At 72.0% G+C, this 17,144-nt stretch carries 17 protein-coding genes; 8 read left to right on the plus strand and 9 right to left on the minus strand.

Annotation, left to right across the window (positions count from 1 at the left end):
• Positions 1-468: 468 nt before the first annotated feature.
• From ACFWI4_RS35820 to ACFWI4_RS35850, 7 genes are all read right to left on the minus strand, one after another.
• Positions 469-1,542, minus strand: coding sequence for a hypothetical protein (locus tag ACFWI4_RS35820; protein WP_387205133.1), 1,074 nt, complete (start codon positions 1,540-1,542; stop codon positions 469-471).
• Positions 1,542-2,204 carry an RNA polymerase sigma factor gene (locus ACFWI4_RS35825; protein ID WP_387205192.1) on the minus strand — a complete coding sequence of 221 codons (663 nt, stop codon included), beginning with the start codon at positions 2,202-2,204 and terminating at the stop codon, positions 1,542-1,544. The genes ACFWI4_RS35820 and ACFWI4_RS35825 overlap by 1 nt, the downstream gene beginning before the upstream one ends.
• 477 nt (positions 2,205-2,681) lie before the next feature.
• Positions 2,682-3,425, minus strand: coding sequence for a hypothetical protein (locus ACFWI4_RS35830; RefSeq protein ID WP_387205135.1), 744 nt, complete (start codon positions 3,423-3,425; stop codon positions 2,682-2,684).
• 294 nt (positions 3,426-3,719) lie between these two features.
• Positions 3,720-4,340: an RNA polymerase sigma factor gene (locus tag ACFWI4_RS35835; RefSeq protein ID WP_387205138.1), complete on the minus strand. Its 621-nt coding sequence runs from the start codon at positions 4,338-4,340 to the stop codon at positions 3,720-3,722.
• Between the two features lie 193 nt (positions 4,341-4,533).
• The gene (locus tag ACFWI4_RS35840; RefSeq protein ID WP_387205141.1) at positions 4,534-4,914 is read right to left on the minus strand and encodes a hypothetical protein; all 381 of its coding nucleotides are present in this window, start codon (positions 4,912-4,914) and stop codon (positions 4,534-4,536) included.
• 176 nt (positions 4,915-5,090) lie between these two features.
• Positions 5,091-5,663 carry a hypothetical protein gene (locus ACFWI4_RS35845; protein WP_387205144.1) on the minus strand — a complete coding sequence of 191 codons (573 nt, stop codon included), beginning with the start codon at positions 5,661-5,663 and terminating at the stop codon, positions 5,091-5,093.
• 182 nt (positions 5,664-5,845) lie between these two features.
• Positions 5,846-7,477: a glycoside hydrolase family 20 protein gene (locus ACFWI4_RS35850; protein ID WP_387205147.1), complete on the minus strand. Its 1,632-nt coding sequence runs from the start codon at positions 7,475-7,477 to the stop codon at positions 5,846-5,848.
• A 489-nt stretch (positions 7,478-7,966) separates the two neighbouring features.
• Between ACFWI4_RS35850 and ACFWI4_RS35855 the strand changes: the two genes are divergently transcribed.
• From ACFWI4_RS35855 to ACFWI4_RS35875, 5 genes are all read left to right on the plus strand, one after another.
• Positions 7,967-8,539: a 2-oxo-4-hydroxy-4-carboxy-5-ureidoimidazoline decarboxylase gene (locus ACFWI4_RS35855; RefSeq protein WP_387205194.1), complete on the plus strand. Its 573-nt coding sequence runs from the start codon at positions 7,967-7,969 to the stop codon at positions 8,537-8,539.
• A gap of 167 nt (positions 8,540-8,706) precedes the next feature.
• Positions 8,707-9,087, plus strand: coding sequence for a succinate dehydrogenase, cytochrome b556 subunit (gene sdhC / locus ACFWI4_RS35860; protein ID WP_078943667.1), 381 nt, complete (start codon positions 8,707-8,709; stop codon positions 9,085-9,087).
• 5 nt (positions 9,088-9,092) lie between these two features.
• Positions 9,093-9,584 carry a succinate dehydrogenase hydrophobic membrane anchor subunit gene (locus ACFWI4_RS35865; protein WP_387205150.1) on the plus strand — a complete coding sequence of 164 codons (492 nt, stop codon included), beginning with the start codon at positions 9,093-9,095 and terminating at the stop codon, positions 9,582-9,584.
• 23 nt (positions 9,585-9,607) lie between these two features.
• The gene (gene sdhA / locus ACFWI4_RS35870; RefSeq protein WP_387205153.1) at positions 9,608-11,362 is read left to right on the plus strand and encodes a succinate dehydrogenase flavoprotein subunit; all 1,755 of its coding nucleotides are present in this window, start codon (positions 9,608-9,610) and stop codon (positions 11,360-11,362) included.
• The gene (locus tag ACFWI4_RS35875) at positions 11,362-12,141 is read left to right on the plus strand and encodes a succinate dehydrogenase iron-sulfur subunit (RefSeq protein ID WP_339131059.1); all 780 of its coding nucleotides are present in this window, start codon (positions 11,362-11,364) and stop codon (positions 12,139-12,141) included. Before sdhA ends, ACFWI4_RS35875 begins: the two co-directional genes overlap by 1 nt.
• 108 nt (positions 12,142-12,249) lie before the next feature.
• On the opposite strand, the gene ACFWI4_RS35880 is transcribed toward ACFWI4_RS35875, so the two are convergent.
• Positions 12,250-14,715 (minus strand): DUF4132 domain-containing protein, encoded by a 2,466-nt coding sequence (locus tag ACFWI4_RS35880; RefSeq protein ID WP_387205156.1) that lies wholly within the window; start codon positions 14,713-14,715, stop codon positions 12,250-12,252.
• Positions 14,712-15,104: a hypothetical protein gene (locus ACFWI4_RS35885; RefSeq protein ID WP_387205159.1), complete on the minus strand. Its 393-nt coding sequence runs from the start codon at positions 15,102-15,104 to the stop codon at positions 14,712-14,714. The genes ACFWI4_RS35880 and ACFWI4_RS35885 overlap by 4 nt, the downstream gene beginning before the upstream one ends.
• A 168-nt stretch (positions 15,105-15,272) precedes the next feature.
• Between ACFWI4_RS35885 and ACFWI4_RS35890 the strand changes: the two genes are divergently transcribed.
• Genes ACFWI4_RS35890 through ACFWI4_RS35900 form a run of 3 tightly spaced genes read left to right on the plus strand, consistent with a single transcriptional unit; the run spans position 15,273 to position 17,026 of the window.
• Positions 15,273-15,680 (plus strand): hypothetical protein, encoded by a 408-nt coding sequence (locus tag ACFWI4_RS35890; RefSeq protein WP_385398939.1) that lies wholly within the window; start codon positions 15,273-15,275, stop codon positions 15,678-15,680.
• A 5-nt stretch (positions 15,681-15,685) separates the two neighbouring features.
• Positions 15,686-16,201: a thiol-disulfide oxidoreductase DCC family protein gene (locus ACFWI4_RS35895; RefSeq protein ID WP_387205162.1), complete on the plus strand. Its 516-nt coding sequence runs from the start codon at positions 15,686-15,688 to the stop codon at positions 16,199-16,201.
• Positions 16,202-16,210: 9 nt separating this feature from the next.
• Positions 16,211-17,026, plus strand: coding sequence for a TetR family transcriptional regulator (locus ACFWI4_RS35900; RefSeq protein WP_387205165.1), 816 nt, complete (start codon positions 16,211-16,213; stop codon positions 17,024-17,026).
• The last annotated feature ends 118 nt before the right edge of the window (positions 17,027-17,144 follow it).

Genomic DNA, 17,144 nt, shown 5'->3' on the forward strand with positions numbered 1-17,144 from the left:
GTGCGCGCTGGCCCGCTGGGGCCAATTGTTGGGCTTCTTCTGGGGCGGCCCGCCCCCGGGGGGGGGGGGATTGTGGGGGGGGGGGGCGGGACCGGGGGAACGTGTCCCGCCCGCGCCAGGTGCACGAAGCCGTGGGTACGGGGGGAACCCCGGCTCCGTGCTACGGCCGATGACCAGTCGGCTCATCACGTACTGCGTCGGGGCGGCCGAAAATGTCACACCCCACCGATAAAAATTTCAACGAATCACAAAAGTGCAGGTCAGAGGGCATCGAGGCGCGGGGACACGGAGCCTGACGGGGCACCAGCGGAGCGGCCGGGGAAGTGACGGGACGTCGATGGCCCGACGGCCGGGCGGCGGGGGTGGGGCGGGGCGTTGCGGGGCCGGACGATTTCGTCCGGGCGGCGCGGTCGCCGGGGTGCGGGACCGGTGGGGTGCCTTCGGGGGTCCGGAGGCGTGCCGCGGCGGTCAGGACAGTGCGGCGGCCGACGGGGCCGGCGTCGGCGGCCGGGACCAGGCCGGCACGGCCGACAGCGGCGGGAACAGTGGCCGCAGCGCGGACGGGGTGGCGACACCGTCACCCCGGGAACCGCTGCCGCCGGGCGCTATGTGGTGGCCGTCGCCGTCACCGCCGCCCTGGTCACCCTGGCCCGAGCCCTCCCCCGAACCCTGCCCGTCGCCCTGGCCGTCACCGCCGCCCGCGGAGTCACCGCCGCCGCCCTGGCCGAGCCCGCGGCCGAGGACGCCCGAGCAGTACAGCCGCACCCGGGCGCCACCGCCCGCCACGTGTTCCAGCACGCGCCTGCGGTCCGCGTCGAGGTTCTTGCCGTCGAGGACGTCACGGCAGTACGAGCGCGCCTGGGCCCACCACTCGCGGGAGCCGTCGGCGTTCCCGGTGGAGCCGGGGCTCGGCGGTCCGCTCGCCCGGCCGGGCCCGGCGGAGGCGGAGGCGTCCGCGGACGGTTCGCCCGACGAGCCGCCGGGCGCGGGCAGCGCACGGCCGTCGCCGCCGGTGATCCCGGGCGAGGGCACGGGCGAGGCCGAGACGAGCGGGCGCTCCGGCGTCCGTACGGCCGTGGCCGAGGCCGCGGGGCCCGGGTGGTCACGGGTGAACGGGGTCGGCAGCACTCCGGTTCCGGCCGCGACGGCGACCCCGCCGACCATCCCGACGGCCAGCACCGCGGCGAGCCCGAACCGGGTCGGGCGTCCCCAGCGGGTGCGGCGGCCGTGCGCGGCGGGGCGGCCGATCCGTACGAGAGGGGCGTCCGCGGCATGCGCGCCGGAGCGGGCCCGACCGTGGTGGACGGGCCGCGCGACGACGCCGTCGCCGTCCGCGCGCGCCTTGCGGAACGCGGCCAACGCGGCCGCCTCGCCGGGGAGTTCGTCGCTGGTCGGCTCGGGTTCGGCGGTCAGTGCGCCGAGGGCTTCGATGAGACGCTGGGCCTGGTCACGCGTACCGGGGTCGACGGCTTCCAGCGGCTCCCCGTTCAGCAGACGCTCCGCGGCGTCCCGGTCCAGCCACCTGTACTGCTCGTCGGCCATCACATGTCCTTCTGCGCCCGCGAACGCGTATGCGTCACACCGGCGGACATCACCGCGCGGGTGCGCGAACCTCGTTGCGGGGGTACGGCGTCGAGCGCGCCGACGGATTCCGGATCGGTGCCGAGCAGCTCCGCGAGCCGTTTCAGGCCCCGGTGGGCGGCCGTCCGGACGGCTCCCGGGCGCTTGCCGAGGGTCTCGGCGGCCGACTTGGCGTCGAGGCCGACCACGACCCTCAGGACGACGGCCTCCGCCTGGTCCTGCGGGAGCTGGGCGATCAGCGAGAGGGTGCTGCCCGTGGACAGCGCCTCCATCGCCTCGGTCGCGGTGTCGGACTCGGCGGCCTTGCCGGTCAGCTCGGTCTCGTCGCCGCCTATCGCGGGACGGCGCCCGCGCATCCGTATGTGGTCCAGCGCGCGGTTGCGCGCGATCCGCGCCGCCCAGCCGCGGAAGCGGTCGGCGTCCCCGCTGAAGCGTTCCAGGTCACGGGCGATCTGGAGCCAGGCCTCGGACGTGACGTCCTCGGCGTCCGGCTCGCCGACCAGCGTCCGTACGTATCCGAGCAGGCGTGGGTGCACCGCCCGGTACACGGTCCGGAACGCGGTCTCGTCCCCGTCCTGTGCGGCAAGCACCGCGGCGGTCAGCTCCGCGTCGTCCCCCAGCACCCCCGCGCCCCTGTTCTGGTCCACTGCCCCACACGGCTCCGGTCCTGGCCCCACGTGGTCGCGGCACCGGGGTCCACAGGCGTGGTCCCAGGTCCCTCGTGGTTGCGGTCGTCCGTTCTCCGCACCGGCGCGAAAGGCACGTTACGGCCTGAAACAGCTCCCCGTCCATGTTCGTACAACCTGCAACGACGTGGTGACCGTGCGAGGTGTGACACAAAACGCAGTCGCGGCGCTGTAGAGAATACGGGTCGCCGCGCGGCCCGTGCCGCGCGACGGTCGGGGCCTCTCCTGTGGGGGGTGGCGGCCCCGACCGTTGCCATCGGCACCACCACCTCGGCCACGCGCGCCGACCCCGGCGAGGACACCCGCCCGCTACCGCGGCGAGGACACCCGCCTGCAACTCCCGTGCTCCCGTGCTCCCGTGCTCCCGTGCTCCCGTGCTCCCGTGCTCCCGTGCTCCCGTGCTCCCGTCGGACGCTACCGACCCTTTCCGGACCTGCCCGGCTTCGGGGTCGTGTCCGGCTTCCCCTGCTTCCCCTCGCCGGCCGCGCTCCCCTGACTCGCGGCCAGTCGCGCGGCGCAGAACGCCTCGACCCGGTCCTCGCCGCCCGCGGCCGTGACGAGCCGCTGCCAGGCGCGCGAGTCCAGGGCCTTGCCCCGGCCCCGCACCGACGCGTACGCACGGCAGTGGGCCTCGGTGTCCCGGGCCCGCGGGGACCGGTCCACGAGGCCGCCGGGGACGGAGGCCCCGGGAGCCGGGGCACCGGCAGGCGGCACGGACCCGGGGAGCCGGCCCGGGGTGCTCACCGACGGCCGGGGCACGACGGCTCCGCCCCGGTGCCCGGTGCCTTCGTGCGTGATGGGTCCGATGGCCGCGAAGGCGACGCCGCCCAGCGTCAGACCGGCCAGCAGCACGGCGAACGCGGCCCTCAGCGAACGGCTCGGCCGTCTCCGCTCCGCCGGGCGCCAGTCGTCCCCGCGCCGGGGGCGCGCGGTGTGCGCGCCGTCGTCCCGCGCGACCTGGAAGGCGGCCACGGCCCGGGCCTCGGCCGCCCGGTCCTCCGTCCGGCCGCGCATCGCCGCGGCGAGGAGTCTCTCCAGCGGGGGCCGTCCGGCGCCGGCATCCGCCGGAGGCGCGACGCGCGGGCCGGGGACCACGGTGTCCCCGGCGTGCCGTTCACCCGTGCCCGGCTGCACGACCGGTTCCCTGTGCGGTTCCACGTCCGGTTCCATCTCCGCCTGCCGCTCCGCCCTGCAACCCCTCGCCGTGCCGGGACTCCGCTCCGCGCTCCACGCCGTACAGCGGTCCCGGCCGGCCCGCCGGCCGCCGGCCGTGCGACGGCACTCCCGGGCCCGGTGCGCGGGCCGCGGCCGTCCGCCCGCGGCCGTACCGCGGGCGTCCTCCGCGCCCCGGCCGTCCGCCGTGCACCATCCGTACACCGGTCGACTTCCTTCCGCCGTACGACAACGCGGTTCCGGACGGCGGCGCGGTGCCGGCCGTTCCGGACGCACTACTCATCCCGACTCCCCCAGCGTCCGGGACTCCTCATCCGTCACACCCGCGACGCCGAGCTGGCGCGCGAGCCGCTTCAGGCCCCGGTGGGCGGAGGTGCGCACCGCGCCGGGGCGTTTGCCGAGCACGCGGGCCGCGGCCGGTCCGTCCAGGCCCACGACCACCCGCAGGAGCACGGCCTCGGCCTGGTCGCGCGGCAGCCCCGCGACCAGTTCGAGGGCGTACTCGGTGGACAGGCTCTCCAGTGCCTCGTCCTGGGTGCTGTGCCGGTCGGGGAGATTCAGCGCGTCCTGTTCGAGGGTGGTGCCGCGTGGCCGCACCCGCAGGCGCCGCAGATGGTCCAGCGCCCGGTGCCGGGCGATGGTCGCGGTCCAGCCGCGGAACCCCGCGCCGTCCCCCCTGAACCGCCCCAGGTCCCGGGCGATCTCCAGCCAGGCGTCGGAGGCCACGTCCTCGGCGTCGTCACCGACGATCCCGCGCAGATAGCCCAGCAGTCCGGGCTGCACGATCCGGTACGCGGCCGCGAAGGCGACCTCGTCCCCCTCCTGCGCCCGCGCCACGGCCGCGCCCAGTTCCGCGTCGTACGGCTGCTGCACGCGGCGGGGTTCCCCTCGCTGGCCCAACACTGTCCTCGTTCGCACCGAGTTCGCCCGAATGTGCCCTGCCGGCGCGGCCGTCCGCGTCGACACCCCCATGGTCATCAGCGTCGGGTCCCACGGAAGTGTCACAGTCCGTCAGCCACGGTGTCCGGACCGTCCGGCGGGCCGCACGGGACGCCCGGCGGGCCGTCACGGCAGGGGCTCACGGCGAGCGGTCTCAGCGGGCGGTCTCGCGGCACAGCAGGCGCAGGGAACCGTCACCCGCGTAGCAGCGGCGGGCCTCCTCGATCGGGTCCCACATGCGCCCGTCGGGCGTGCGGAGCCAGTGCTCGCCGCCGCTCTCCCACCACTCGGCGCCGGAATGACGGGCGATCACCTCGCCCGCGTACGCGCCGAACCCGCGCAGCACGCTCTCGACGGCGGCGTACGGGGCGCCGTCACGGCGGATCTCGTCGATCACCCGGTCCACCCGCCACAGGCTCTGGGCCGAGTAGTCGAGGCGCAGCCGGGCGCCCTCGCGCATGGTCGCGACCGTGTCGGCCGCCCAGCGAACGGGCTTCGTGGCAGCCGAGGGCCGCGATGCTTGAGTTGCGTTCACATCCGGTAGAGCGCGACGGCGGCCGGATTCGTCACGCGTCCGGGCAGGGGTTCGCGACACCGGCCCAGGACCGCCATCTCCGCCTCAGGACCATCACAGGAACCCCCCGGACAAGGGGTTTGAGGTGCGCCGGAGCCGTGTCGCCTCCGGCGCACCCCTGCGTGCGCGTCGGTGGGCTACACCCGTCCGCGTGCCCGGCGCGAGACCACCGCCCGCAGGACGCGTCGCCCCTCCGTCGACGCGTCCAGCGCGAGCCGCAGTCCGCCCTTGCCGTGCTCGTTGAGCAGTTCCAGGACGGAGACCTGGCGGCGCAGTTCGGCGGCGACGAGCGGGGACATGCCCTCGATGCGTCCCTCACGGCGTGCCGTCACGCACGCCTCCGCGTCGTCGGCGTGATCGAGGAACCGGTGGACCTGGAGCGCCGCCACCGAGCACGCGTCCGACCAGGCCCGCAGTTCGTCCTCGGTGGGCTTCTCGGGAACGGCCTGGAGCATGCCGCGCGCCAGCAGGGCGGCGTGGTCCTCGTCGGTCACGGCCGGCTCGGGGTCCTCCGCGTCCATCTTGGCCCGCGCCTCTTCCAGGCGTGCCGGCCACTGGGCCCAGGCATCCGCCTCCGACAGGCTCGCCCACAGCGGACGCAGGACGTCGTCGTCCCCGCCCAGCAGCGGCACACACCGATCCAAACAAGCCAGACCGCTCGCCGCCAGACCGCGCTCGTCGGCCTGAGCGATCAGATCCACCAGACTCATCACGACTCCCTCGAAATGCCTCGACAGGGCGCCCTTGCCTTACGGAGCCCGCACTTCCCCTTACTGCGTGCAACGGAGCAGGAGTGTCACAGTGCGAGCCCACCCTGCCGGTCGAGCGGCGGAATGAACAGGTTTTCAGCCAAACAAGAACGCTCGGAACAGCACGAATCCGCCCTGTCTCCTCAGCCCAGCCGGTCCGCCAGCGCCTTGAACCGGGGCCAGGGCAGGGACGGTGTGCCGGGATCCCACAGTTTCTGGGTCAGGGCGCGGAGCGGCATGCGGATGCCTGCCGCGACCTGGTCCTGCGTCTGGGAGTTCGAGAGGTCGCACCAGACGGCGAAGGAGCCGCCGAGGATCTGGGAGTCGTAGCGCGCGGGCACCGGCGTCGTGCCGCGCAGGACGAGGGGCGTCCACTGCTCGTAGATGCGCTGCCCGGTCGGGTAGACGAAGGTCTGGGGCTCGCCGAGGACGTAGTAGAGGTACTCGTCGTTGTAGTTGACGACCTTGCGGCCCGCGCTCAGGTACTCCACCGGCTGCCGGGCGCCGATCTCCTTGCCGGTCCAGTAGCCCACCCTCAGGCTCGCGTCGGCCGGGACCGTGCTGCTGCGGAAGAAGCCGTCGTTCCAGGCCCGTGCCGTGCGGCCGTGACCGTGGATCAGCTTGGCGCGGTCGTTCAGCCAGCCGGTCGTCAGGTCGGCGACGCCCGCGCCGGCCCCGTACCTGTTCCGCGCCGCGGTGGCCAGCTGCGGGAAGGACGCCGCCGGGTTCGCCACCGTCAGCGCCTGGTACTCGTCGCCGCCGAGGTGCCAGTCGGTGCCGGGGAACAGGCCCGCGTACTCGTCGAGCAGATCGTCGACGATCTTCGCGGCGGCGGGCTTGGAGATGTCCACGGCGCCCCGGACGGGAACGCCCGAGGCGTTGCGCAGCTGGAGGTCGGGGTGGGCCGCGATGACCGCGCCGAGGTGTCCCGGCGAGTCGATCTCGGGCACGACGGTGATGTGCCGGCTCGCCGCGAGGGCGACGATCCGGCGCACCTCGTCCTTCGTCAGATGCTGCTGCGACACGATCTCGGGGTGCGTGTCGGACTCGATGCGGAAGCCCTGGTCGTCGGAGAAGTGCAGGCCGAGCTGGTTGTACTTCAGGTCGCCGAGCTCCCGCACCCGGTCCTCGATCCAGCCCGCGGTGAAGTACTTGCGCGCGATGTCGAGCATGAACCCGCGGACCGGCTTCGCGGGCCGGTCGCGCACGACGCCCTCCGGGGCCGTACCGCCGCCGTGCACCTCCTGCTTGAGCGTGCGGGTGCCGTAGAAGACGCCGGCCTCGGCGGGCCCGGTGACGGTGACCCGGCCGTTCCTGACGGTGAGGGTGTACGACTCCGGGCCCGAGGTCCCCTTGTCGAGGCCGAGTTCGACGTCGCCCGCCCGCGCGCCCGTCCGTCCCGCGTACGTCAGTTTCAGCTCACCGGCGAGCAGCCTGCCCTCGTCGGCGAGGGCGTCGCGGTCCACGACCACCCGGCCTCCGGGGGCCGGGCGCCAGCCGGGACCGTGGGCCGCGATGTGCTCGCGCACGGCGGGGACGGTGCTCGGCGCCTTGGACAGCGGGTAGTTCCGGGTCGGGGAGGGACTGGCCGCGGACACGGCCTGCGAGCGGTCGGCCGACGGCACCTTGGACCCGGCCGGGCCCCCGCCCCCGTCGGGCCAGACCGCCACGGCCACCACCACGACACCGACGACCGCCAGACCGGCCGCGACGAGTTTGCCCCGTCCGTGCCGTTCCGTCCGCCGCCGCGGCGCACGCCGCCTGCCACTGCTCACTCCGCCACCCTCGCCTCACCGCGCCCGCCGCCGGGCGCCCCACCGCACGCACCGGCTCACGAACACTCACCTCGCGCCCGCTCACGGGCGCTCACTTCACGGCGCCCGCTTCCGGACGCCCGCTCGGCCCGCTCACGGGCGGCGGCTTCGCCGCACCGGCTCACGGGCGCTCACTTCATGGTGCCGTCGCCCGGCCGCTACTCCGTCCAGGTGTACTCCCCCCACGCGGGCTCCACCTCTTCGGAACCGCGCGCCGGACCGGCCCCGCCCCACCGCGAACTCTGCCCCGACCCTCACCCCAACCGTCCACCACACGCTCCGAAACTCTCCCGTGCGGGTGAAATCCGGGCATCCGTCGGACAGGTCACGACACTCCTCGATAGCGTGAGCGGCACAGCTTTCACTTCTCCCCCTGCCGAAACACACGTATCGCACGCACGTCACGCTCACCGGACGTCGCGCGTCCCACCCCCACGCCGAGGACCCACGCTGACGTCTCACCGTCTCCCACGCCTCCCCGGCCAGGTCGCCCTGCCCGAGCAGAAGAGCGCGGTACCGTCCCCGGTCCGCCTCGACGGGTTCAACTCCGCACCCGCCGGAGAGGTCACCCGCGCCCTGCTGGGCTGCTGCCGCAGCCTGCGCTGGGTCCAGCGCCTGGCCGACCACCGCCCCTACCCGGACCTCGGCGCGCTCCTGGCCGCGGCCGACGAGGCGGCCTACGACCTGACCCCCGCCGACCTGGCCGAAGCCCTGGCCGGTGAATCGCTGACCCCGCTCCCGGACGGCGCGTACTCCGCCGCCCACACCGCGCTCAGCGCCGCGCACGCCGCGTACGAGAGCAGATTTGGACATGTGTTCGTCATCTGTCTGGACGAATTCACTCCGGGCGAGGCCCTCGACCAGGTGCTCGTCGGCATCCGGTCGCGGCTGACGAACGATCCCGAGGAGGAACGGGTCGTCACCGCCGACGAGCTGCGCCGACTGGCCCGGGGCCGGCTGATCCGGCTCGCCCGCCAGTTCGCCCACGAGCCGCGACACGCCGACATTCGGCGTCCGGAATAGCCCGAACGTGCCTGATTGATTGCCAGTTTGATCACATTGATAGGGCCGCTGTAAGCGTTCCGACAACACGTCGCTACGATGGCCGGGGCCGGTGGACCGTACCCGGCCGGGCCCGACCGACAGAGAAGCCGGCGCGGCCCCAATCCCCGCTCCCGGAGGGTTCTTCCGTGCCGGCTGGAACGCTGTACCGCGGCCGGGAAGGAATGTGGTCCTGGGTGGCTCATCGAGTCACCGGCGTCCTCATCTTCTTCTTCCTGTTCGTACACGTGCTGGACACCGCTCTCGTCCGTGTCTCCCCCGAGGACTACGACAAGGTCGTGGCCACGTACAAGACGCCGATCGTCGCGCTGCTGGAATACGGCCTCGTGGCCGCCATTCTCTTCCACGCGCTCAACGGCCTGCGTGTCATCGCCGTCGACTTCTGGTCCAAGGGCCCGCGCTACCAGAAGCAGATGCTCTGGTCCGTCGTCGGTATCTGGGTCGTGCTGATGTTCGGGGCCCTTTACCCCGTCCTCGGTCACGCATTCCGCGAAGTATTCGGGAGCTGACGCAGATGTCCACTACTGACACCGCCGCTTCCGGCATCGGCCCCGTGGAAGGCGCCGGGAACTACTCGGCCTACAGCGTCGACAACCCGGCCCCGCTCATCGAGGCCCCGCGCAAGCGCACCAAGAAGACCCCGAAGTCGACCCGCGGCAACTTCGAGATGTACGGCTGGCTCTTCATGCGCCTGTCCGGCATCGTCCTGGTCGTCCTGGTCCTCGGCCACCTGCTGATCCAGCTCGTCCTCGACGGCGGCGTCTCCAAGATCGGCTTCGCCTTCGTGGCCGGCCGCTGGGCGAGCCCGTGGTGGCAGGCCTGGGACCTCGCGATGCTGTGGCTGGCCATGCTGCACGGCTCCAACGGCCTGCGTACCGTCATCAACGACTACGCGGAGCGCGCCAACACGCGCCTGTGGCTGAAGGGCCTGCTCTACACCGCCACGGTGTTCACGATCCTGCTGGGCACGCTGGTGATCTTCACCTTCGACCCGAACATCCGCTAGGCACGGGGCTGAGGCAACCACTCATGAAGATCCACAAGTACGACACCGTCATCGTCGGCGCCGGCGGCGCCGGCATGCGCGCCGCCATCGAGGCGACGAAGCGCAGCCGCACCGCCGTGCTGACGAAGCTCTACCCCACCCGCTCCCACACGGGCGCGGCGCAGGGCGGCATGGCCGCCGCGCTCGCCAACGTGGAGGAGGACAACTGGGAGTGGCACACCTTCGACACGATCAAGGGCGGTGACTACCTGGTCGACCAGGACGCCGCCGAGATCCTGGCGAAGGAGGCCATCGACTCCGTCCTCGACCTGGAGAAGATGGGCCTGCCGTTCAACCGGACGCCCGACGGGACGATCGACCAGCGCCGCTTCGGCGGTCACTCCCGCAACCACGGCGAGGCCCCGGTGCGCCGGTCCTGCTACGCCGCGGACCGCACCGGTCACATGATCCTCCAGACGCTGTACCAGAACTGCGTCAAGGAGGGCGTGGAGTTCTTCAACGAGTTCTACGTCCTCGACCAGCTGATCACCGAGATCGACGGGGTCAAGCACTCGGCGGGCGTCGTCGCCTACGAGCTCGCGACCGGCGAGATCCACGTCTTCCAGGCGAAGTCCGTGATCTACGCGTCCGGCGGCACCGGCAAGTTCTTCAAGGTGACCTCCAACGCGCACACCCTCACGGGTGACGGCCAGGCGGCCGTCTACCGCCGCGGGCTGCCGCTGGAGGACATGGAGTTCTTCCAGTTCCACCCGACCGGCATCTGGCGCATGGGCATCCTGCTGACGGAGGGCGCCCGCGGTGAGGGCGGCATCCTCCGCAACAAGGACGGCGAGCGCTTCATGGAGAAGTACGCGCCGGTCATGAAGGACCTCGCGTCCCGTGACGTCGTGTCCCGCTCCATCTACACGGAGATCCGTGAGGGCCGCGGCTGCGGTCCCGAGGGCGACCACGTCTACCTCGACCTCACGCACCTCCCGCCGGAGCAGCTGGACGCCAAGCTCCCGGACATCACGGAGTTCGCGCGGACCTACCTCGGCATCGAGCCCTACACGGACCCGATCCCGATCCAGCCCACCGCGCACTACGCCATGGGCGGCATCCCGACGAACGTCGAGGGTGAGGTCCTCTCGGACAACACCACCGTCGTCCCGGGCCTGTACGCCGCCGGCGAGGTCGCCTGCGTCTCCGTGCACGGCGCCAACCGTCTGGGCACGAACTCGCTGCTGGACATCAACGTCTTCGGGCGCCGGGCGGGCATCGCGGCCGCGGAGTACTCGGCGAAGGCCGGCTTCGTGGAGCTGCCGGAGAACCCGGCCGAGCAGGTCGTGAACCAGGTCGAGCGGCTGCGCAACTCGACGGGCACCGAGCGGGTCGCCGCGATCCGCCTGGAGCTCCAGGAGTGCATGGACGCCAATGTGATGGTGTTCCGCACCGAGCAGACGATCAAGACGGCCGTGGACAAGATCGCGGAGCTCCGCGAGCGCTACAAGAACGTCTCGGTCCAGGACAAGGGCAAGCGGTTCAACACCGACCTGCTGGAGGCCATCGAGCTGGGCAACCTGCTCGACCTGGCCGAGGTCATGGCGGTCTCCGCGCTCGCCCGCAAGGAGTCCCGCGGCGGTCACTACCGCGAGGACTACCCGAACCGCGACGACGTCAACTTCATGCGCCACACCATGGCGTACCGCGAGGTCGGCGACGACGGCACCGAGTCCATCCGTCTCGACTACAAGCCGGTCGTCCAGACCCGCTACCAGCCGATGGAGCGTAAGTACTGATGGCTACTCCCACTCTGGACAAGGCGGACGCGGCCGGCGCACCCGAGCCCGGTTTCGCCGACTCCCCCTACATCACCGCCACGTTCCGCATCCGCCGGTTCAACCCGGAGGTCTCGGCGGAGTCGGTCTGGGAAGACTTCCAGCTCCAGATCGACCCCAAGGAGCGTGTCCTCGACGCGCTGCACAAGATCAAGTGGGACCAGGACGGCACGCTCACGTTCCGCCGCTCCTGCGCGCACGGGATCTGCGGGTCGGACGCCATGCGGATCAACGGCAAGAACCGTCTGGCCTGCAAGACGCTGATCAAGGACCTCAACCCCGAGAAGCCGATCACCGTGGAGGCCATCAAGGGCCTGACGGTGCTGAAGGACCTCGTGGTCGACATGGACCCGTTCTTCCAGGCGTACCGCGACGTGATGCCCTTCCTCATCACGAAGGACACCAACGAGCCGACGCGCGAGCGCCTGCAGTCGGCCGAGGACCGCGAGCGGTTCGACGACACGACCAAGTGCATCCTGTGCGCGGCGTGCACGTCGTCCTGCCCGGTGTTCTGGAACGACGGCCAGTACTTCGGTCCGGCCGCCATCGTGAACGCCCACCGCTTCATCTTCGACTCGCGTGACGAGGCCGGGGAGCAGCGGCTGGAGATCCTCAACGACAAGGACGGTGTGTGGCGCTGCCGCACGACGTTCAACTGCACGGACGCCTGCCCGCGCGGTATCGAGGTCACCAAGGCGATCCAGGAAGTCAAGCGCGCCCTGATCACGCGCCGCTTCTGAGGTCGTCCTCGTTCTCGGCTCGTACGTCGTGTGGGCCCCGCTTCCTCCGGGAGCGGGGCCCACTCGCGTGCGGGGCCACGGACACCTGCTACGGCCCCGGCCTCCTGATCACAGCTGGCTCAGGATCGTCGGGTCCGTGATCTTCAGGTCGTCGGCCAGGAGCATGGCCTTGCTGAGGATCACCGCGAGCGTCCGGTCGCCCTCGAACGGGAGGTAGCCCGGCTGGGGGCCGGTCGTGGCGGACTTCGGGACGATGCACAGGTACTGGTCGTTCGGGGTCATCAGGATGTTGCCCGAGCCCAGATGGATCTTGTACGTGTGGCGCTCGCCCTTGACGTGCAGGAAGCGGCCCTCCAGGGTGCAGCGGTCGGCGATCGCCAGCCGGGGTATCAGCCGGTCGAGCAGGGCGCGGCGGGTCCGCGCGGTCTCGGTCAGGTCGCCGAAGCCGTACGAGGTCCAGTACTCCTGGAAGCGGCCGCCGGGGCCGCCGTCCTGCCAGGTCGGGTCGTTGCCGACGCTGGAGACCCCGACGAACAGGTCGACGTCGCGCAGGACCTCGGACAGGACGAGCGGCGGGATCCCGGCGAGCGGCAGGGGTTCGACGGGGTCCGCGTCGGGGCCCAGCCGCATGCGGTACTCGCCGCCGTAGCAGTGCGCCGAGTTCTCGGGGGCGTCGATCGGGTAGAAGCGCACCTGGTCGGTGCGCAGCCGCAGATAGCTGCCGGACTCGGTGGTGTCCTCGCCGTACTCGCCGTCGCCGGTGATCCAGTACTCGGCGCGCAGCCCCCACCGCGGCAGTTCCCGGGTGGCCGGGGGTGCCTCGTCGTCGACGCAGAGGCGGAGTTTGTTGCGCCAGCCCCTGACGGCGGCCAGGGAGCTGAACTGGTGCTGGCGCACGTAGTGGGCGGCGAAGCGGTTGGAGTACGTGCCGGTGGCGCGCTCGGCGTCGGTGAGGAGGTACACCTCGCGGTGGGCCTGCTTGAAGGGCTGGGTGATCTCGTGCCGCTCCAGCCAGTCCCGCCAGGCGACGACCTCGGCGGGCTCACGGTCGACCGGGTGCCACAGGATGACCTCCTCGCCCGAGGTCACGGGGTCGCCGGCGAGGGTGGACAGCCCGCCGTCCGCGAAGCCGGCCGGTGTGCCGTCGACGGTCCACAGGAGCCGGCGGGCGAGGGTGCCGACCAGCGGGTGGTCGAGGTAGCGCTCGCGCCAGGTGTCGTACGTCCAGGTGCGCCGGGCGAGGAACTGCCGGTCAAGGCGTTCGGTCTGCGCGGAGAGCATCTTGTCGATGTCCTTGACGGCCGCCTTGAGTTCCTTGAGCTCCTCGGCGTGGTCGCGGCGCACGGCGGCGGGCACGCTCCTGACGGCCTTGCCGGCGGCGTTGCGCCAGCTCAGCACGGCGCGGGAGCCCTGGACCTCGACGAGCGCGGTCGTCTCGCCGAGTTCGTGACGCGCGTGGCCGACCTCGGTGAGCCCGTAGGCGGGGACGGCCAGTTCCTCGATCTCCTCCCGGCTCAGGCCGAGGGAGGTTGCCTTCTCCTCCAGGAAGCCGTCGACGATCTTGGCCGTGGCCTTGTACGTCACCCGGGAGGCCAGCCTGGCCAGTTCGGCGAGGGCGGCCTCGCCGTCGACGCGGGACAGCGCGATCACACCGGCGTTGGCGACCTTCGGGTTGCGCGGGCCGAGTCCGGCGACCTTCTTCAGGGAGGTCTCGACGAGCGCGCCGAGGGCCCGGGCGGTGTCGGGGTGGGGCGGCAGCAGGGAGGCCAGCCAGGCAAGGCCGCGCAGGGCGTTGGCGTTGTAGGGGTCGTACGTGTCGTTCAGGTCGTTCCCGTAGGACCGGCTCAGGAACGGGAACGTCCGGGGGCGGCCGACGAGGGCGAACCAGGGCAGCACGGTGACGCGGACGTGGTCGGCGCCCAGGGCCTCGACCAGCGCCCGCGCCCGCTGGTCCCACTTGGGGGAGGGCTTGGAGGCGGTGGCGGTCGCCAGATGGGCCAGCAGGGCCTGCCAGTCGGGTCCTGAGCCGTCCCGCATGGCCTGTTCGGCCCACTGCTCACCGACGTTGAGGACGGGGTGCGTGATCTTCTTCGCCAGGCCGCCCAGTTCCGTGGAGCGGTAGGTGTCCATGGCCGAGCGGCGGAGCACCGCGACGACGGCCGGGGAGAGCGGTCGGCCGCTCGCGAGCTCGGCCTCGATGAGCCCGTCCGGGCGGGAGGCGTACCAGATGGTGTAGTGCGTGCCGAGTTCGTCGAGCCGCTTCAGCCGCTCCACGGAGAGGCGGTCCCCGGGGAGGTCGCGGGCGATGACGCCGACCAGGGTGAGCGCGTGGTCCCGGGCGTCCGTTCCCTCGGCGAGCGCGTGGTGGCGCTCCACCAGCGCGTCGGCCAGCCGGGTCCGCTGCTCGGCGGGCAGCGCCCCGAGCAGATCGAGGATCTCGGCCCAGCTCCCGTGCCATTTGCCCTGGTTGACCGTGGCCGCGCCGAGGACATCGGTGGCGAGCGCCTCCATGTCGTCCTTGGCCACCCAGCCGCGGATCCAGCGCACCCACTTCGTGACGTCGTTCATCGTCATCCCCCCACCAGCGCGACGAGCTTGAGGAAGGTGACCTCGGTGCCCAGGACCAGCTCGATCTCCTCGTCGAGGCCGGTCACCTGACGGTCCCCCACGAGCACCAGGAAACCGTTGCCCTCGAACGCCCGCAGGGCCAGGGCGGTCTGGGCCTCCGGGTCGATCCGGCGGGGCGTGCGCAGCGCGTAGCCGTTCAGCACGCGTTCGGCGCCCTCGGGCCGCACGAGCCCCTGGAACACCGCGGGCGTGCTCGCGTTGTACTCGGCGACCTCCTGGAAGACCCGCCGCCGGATCAGCTCGCGCACCGCGAGCCGCTCCTCGGCGATCTCGATCCCCCAGCCCACGCCCCGCGTCCCACTCGTCGTCTCGTCGACGAACGTCACCATTCCCATGCCGACGAACAGTACGAGCCCCCACTGACAACCGGCCCCCGGGCCCTGCCGAGTTCGGCTCCCGGCCTGTCCGCGACAGCACCCCCGGATCCGACTTGAACATGTTCAAAAGCAGGTCTACATTCATCTCCGACAGCGTTTTGAACGCGTTCAAGAAGGGGTGGGGACATGGACCTCACGGTCGTCGCGTACGTCATCTATCTGCTGGTCAGCATCGCGCTGACGGTCTGGGTGGCGCGCACGCTGAGTCACAACGGGCGGATCTTCCTGTCGGACGTGCTGCACGGGAACGAGAAGCTCGCCGACGCCGTCAACCATCTGCTGGTGGTGGGCTTCTACCTGGTCAACCTGGGCTTCGTCGCCCTCTATCTGCACCAGAGCGACGAGATCTCCAACGCCCGCGAGATCTTCGAGGCCCTGTCGACGAAGCTGGGCGTCGTCCTGCTGGTGCTCGGCGTCATGCACCTGGGCAACGTCTACGCCCTCAACAAGATCCGGCGGCGGGGCGTCATGGAGCGGGAGCAGACCCCGCCCGTGCGGCCGACGGACTGGGCCGCCCCCGCGACCGGGGCGTGAGAGCGGTGACCGGCGCACCCGCCACCCCGGACCGGGACGCCGAGCGCGTCCCGGTCCTCGGGCTCACCGTCCTGTACGACCCGCACTGCTCCCTGTGCGCCGCCCTGAAGAAGTGGCTCGCCGGCCAGCGGCAGCTCGTACCGCTGCGGTTCGTGCCCGCAGGCTCCGAGGAGGCCGCCCGGCTCTGCCCGGGGATCGACCACCGCGCCACCCTGGACGAGATCACCGTCGTGGGGGACGCCGGACAGGTCTACCAGGGAGCCTCCGCCTGGATCGTCACCCTGTGGGCCCTGCGCGAGTACCGGCCGCTGGCCCACCGGCTGAGCACCCCCGCGGGTGCCCGGCTGGCCCGGGGGGCGACCCTCGCCGCCGCCAGGTGGCGCGAGGCGCAGTCGTCCCGGCGGTGGGGCGGCGGCGTGTACGACCGGGGCGACGGCTGGCGCTACGACCCGTCCGTCGGCTGGACCTTCGAACCGCCCGCCTGCGAAGGCGGCGCGTGTCCGGCCGTCCCCGGTCGTTAGGCTCGTCCCGTGCCAGCACCGACAGACAGCCCCGGCCCCGACGGTTCCGCGCCGGCCCCCGAGCCCGCCAAGTCCCCGGGCCGGGAGGCGAAGAGCCCGGCGAAGAGCGAACAGACCCGGGCCCTGATCCTGGAGACCGCGATGCGGCTCTTCCAGGAACGGGGGTACGACAAGACGACGATGCGGGCCATCGCCCAGGAGGCCGGGGTCTCCGTCGGCAACGCGTACTACTACTTCGCCGGCAAGGAACACCTGATCCAGGGCTTCTACGACCGGATCGCCGCCGAACACCAGGAGGCGGTCCGGGAGGTGCTGGACCGCGAGACGGACCTGGAGGCCCGGCTGGGCGGGGTCCTGAAGGTGTGGCTGGACATCGCCACGCCGTACCACGAGTTCGCCGTGCAGTTCTTCAAGAACGCCGCCGACCCGGACAGTCCGCTCAGCCCCTTCTCGCCCGAGTCGGAGCACGCGCGCCTGGAGGCGATCAGCGTGCACAAGGAGGTGCTGGCCGGGGCGAGGACCAAGGTGCCGGAGGAACTGCGCGAGGTACTGCCCGAGCTGATGTGGCTCTCGCAGATGGGACTCGTCCTGTACTGGGTGTTCGACCGCACGGAGGACCGCGAGCGCAGCTACCGGCTCGCCGAGCGCGGCGCACGGCTGACCGCGCGGGGCGTCTACCTCTCCCGCTTCCGTCTGCTGCGCCCCCTCGTCCACGAGGTGCACGAGCTGTTCACGGACTTCCTGCCGGGCATGACGAAGGCCCTGCCGGACCCGGCGAAGAAGAAGGGGTCCGGCCCTTCGCGGGGGGCCGGGGAGACGGAGTGAGGGGTGGCCGCCCTGGCGGGCCCCCCCCCAGGCGGCCGGGCGCTCCCGGGCCGTTAAGCCGGACTTTTGCGCCGCCGGGGGGACCCAACCCACAATATGATTTAAACAAAATAAGCAT

The organism is Streptomyces sp. NPDC127038, assembly GCF_042725875.1.
Classification (GTDB): Bacteria; Actinomycetota; Actinomycetes; order Streptomycetales; family Streptomycetaceae; genus Streptomyces.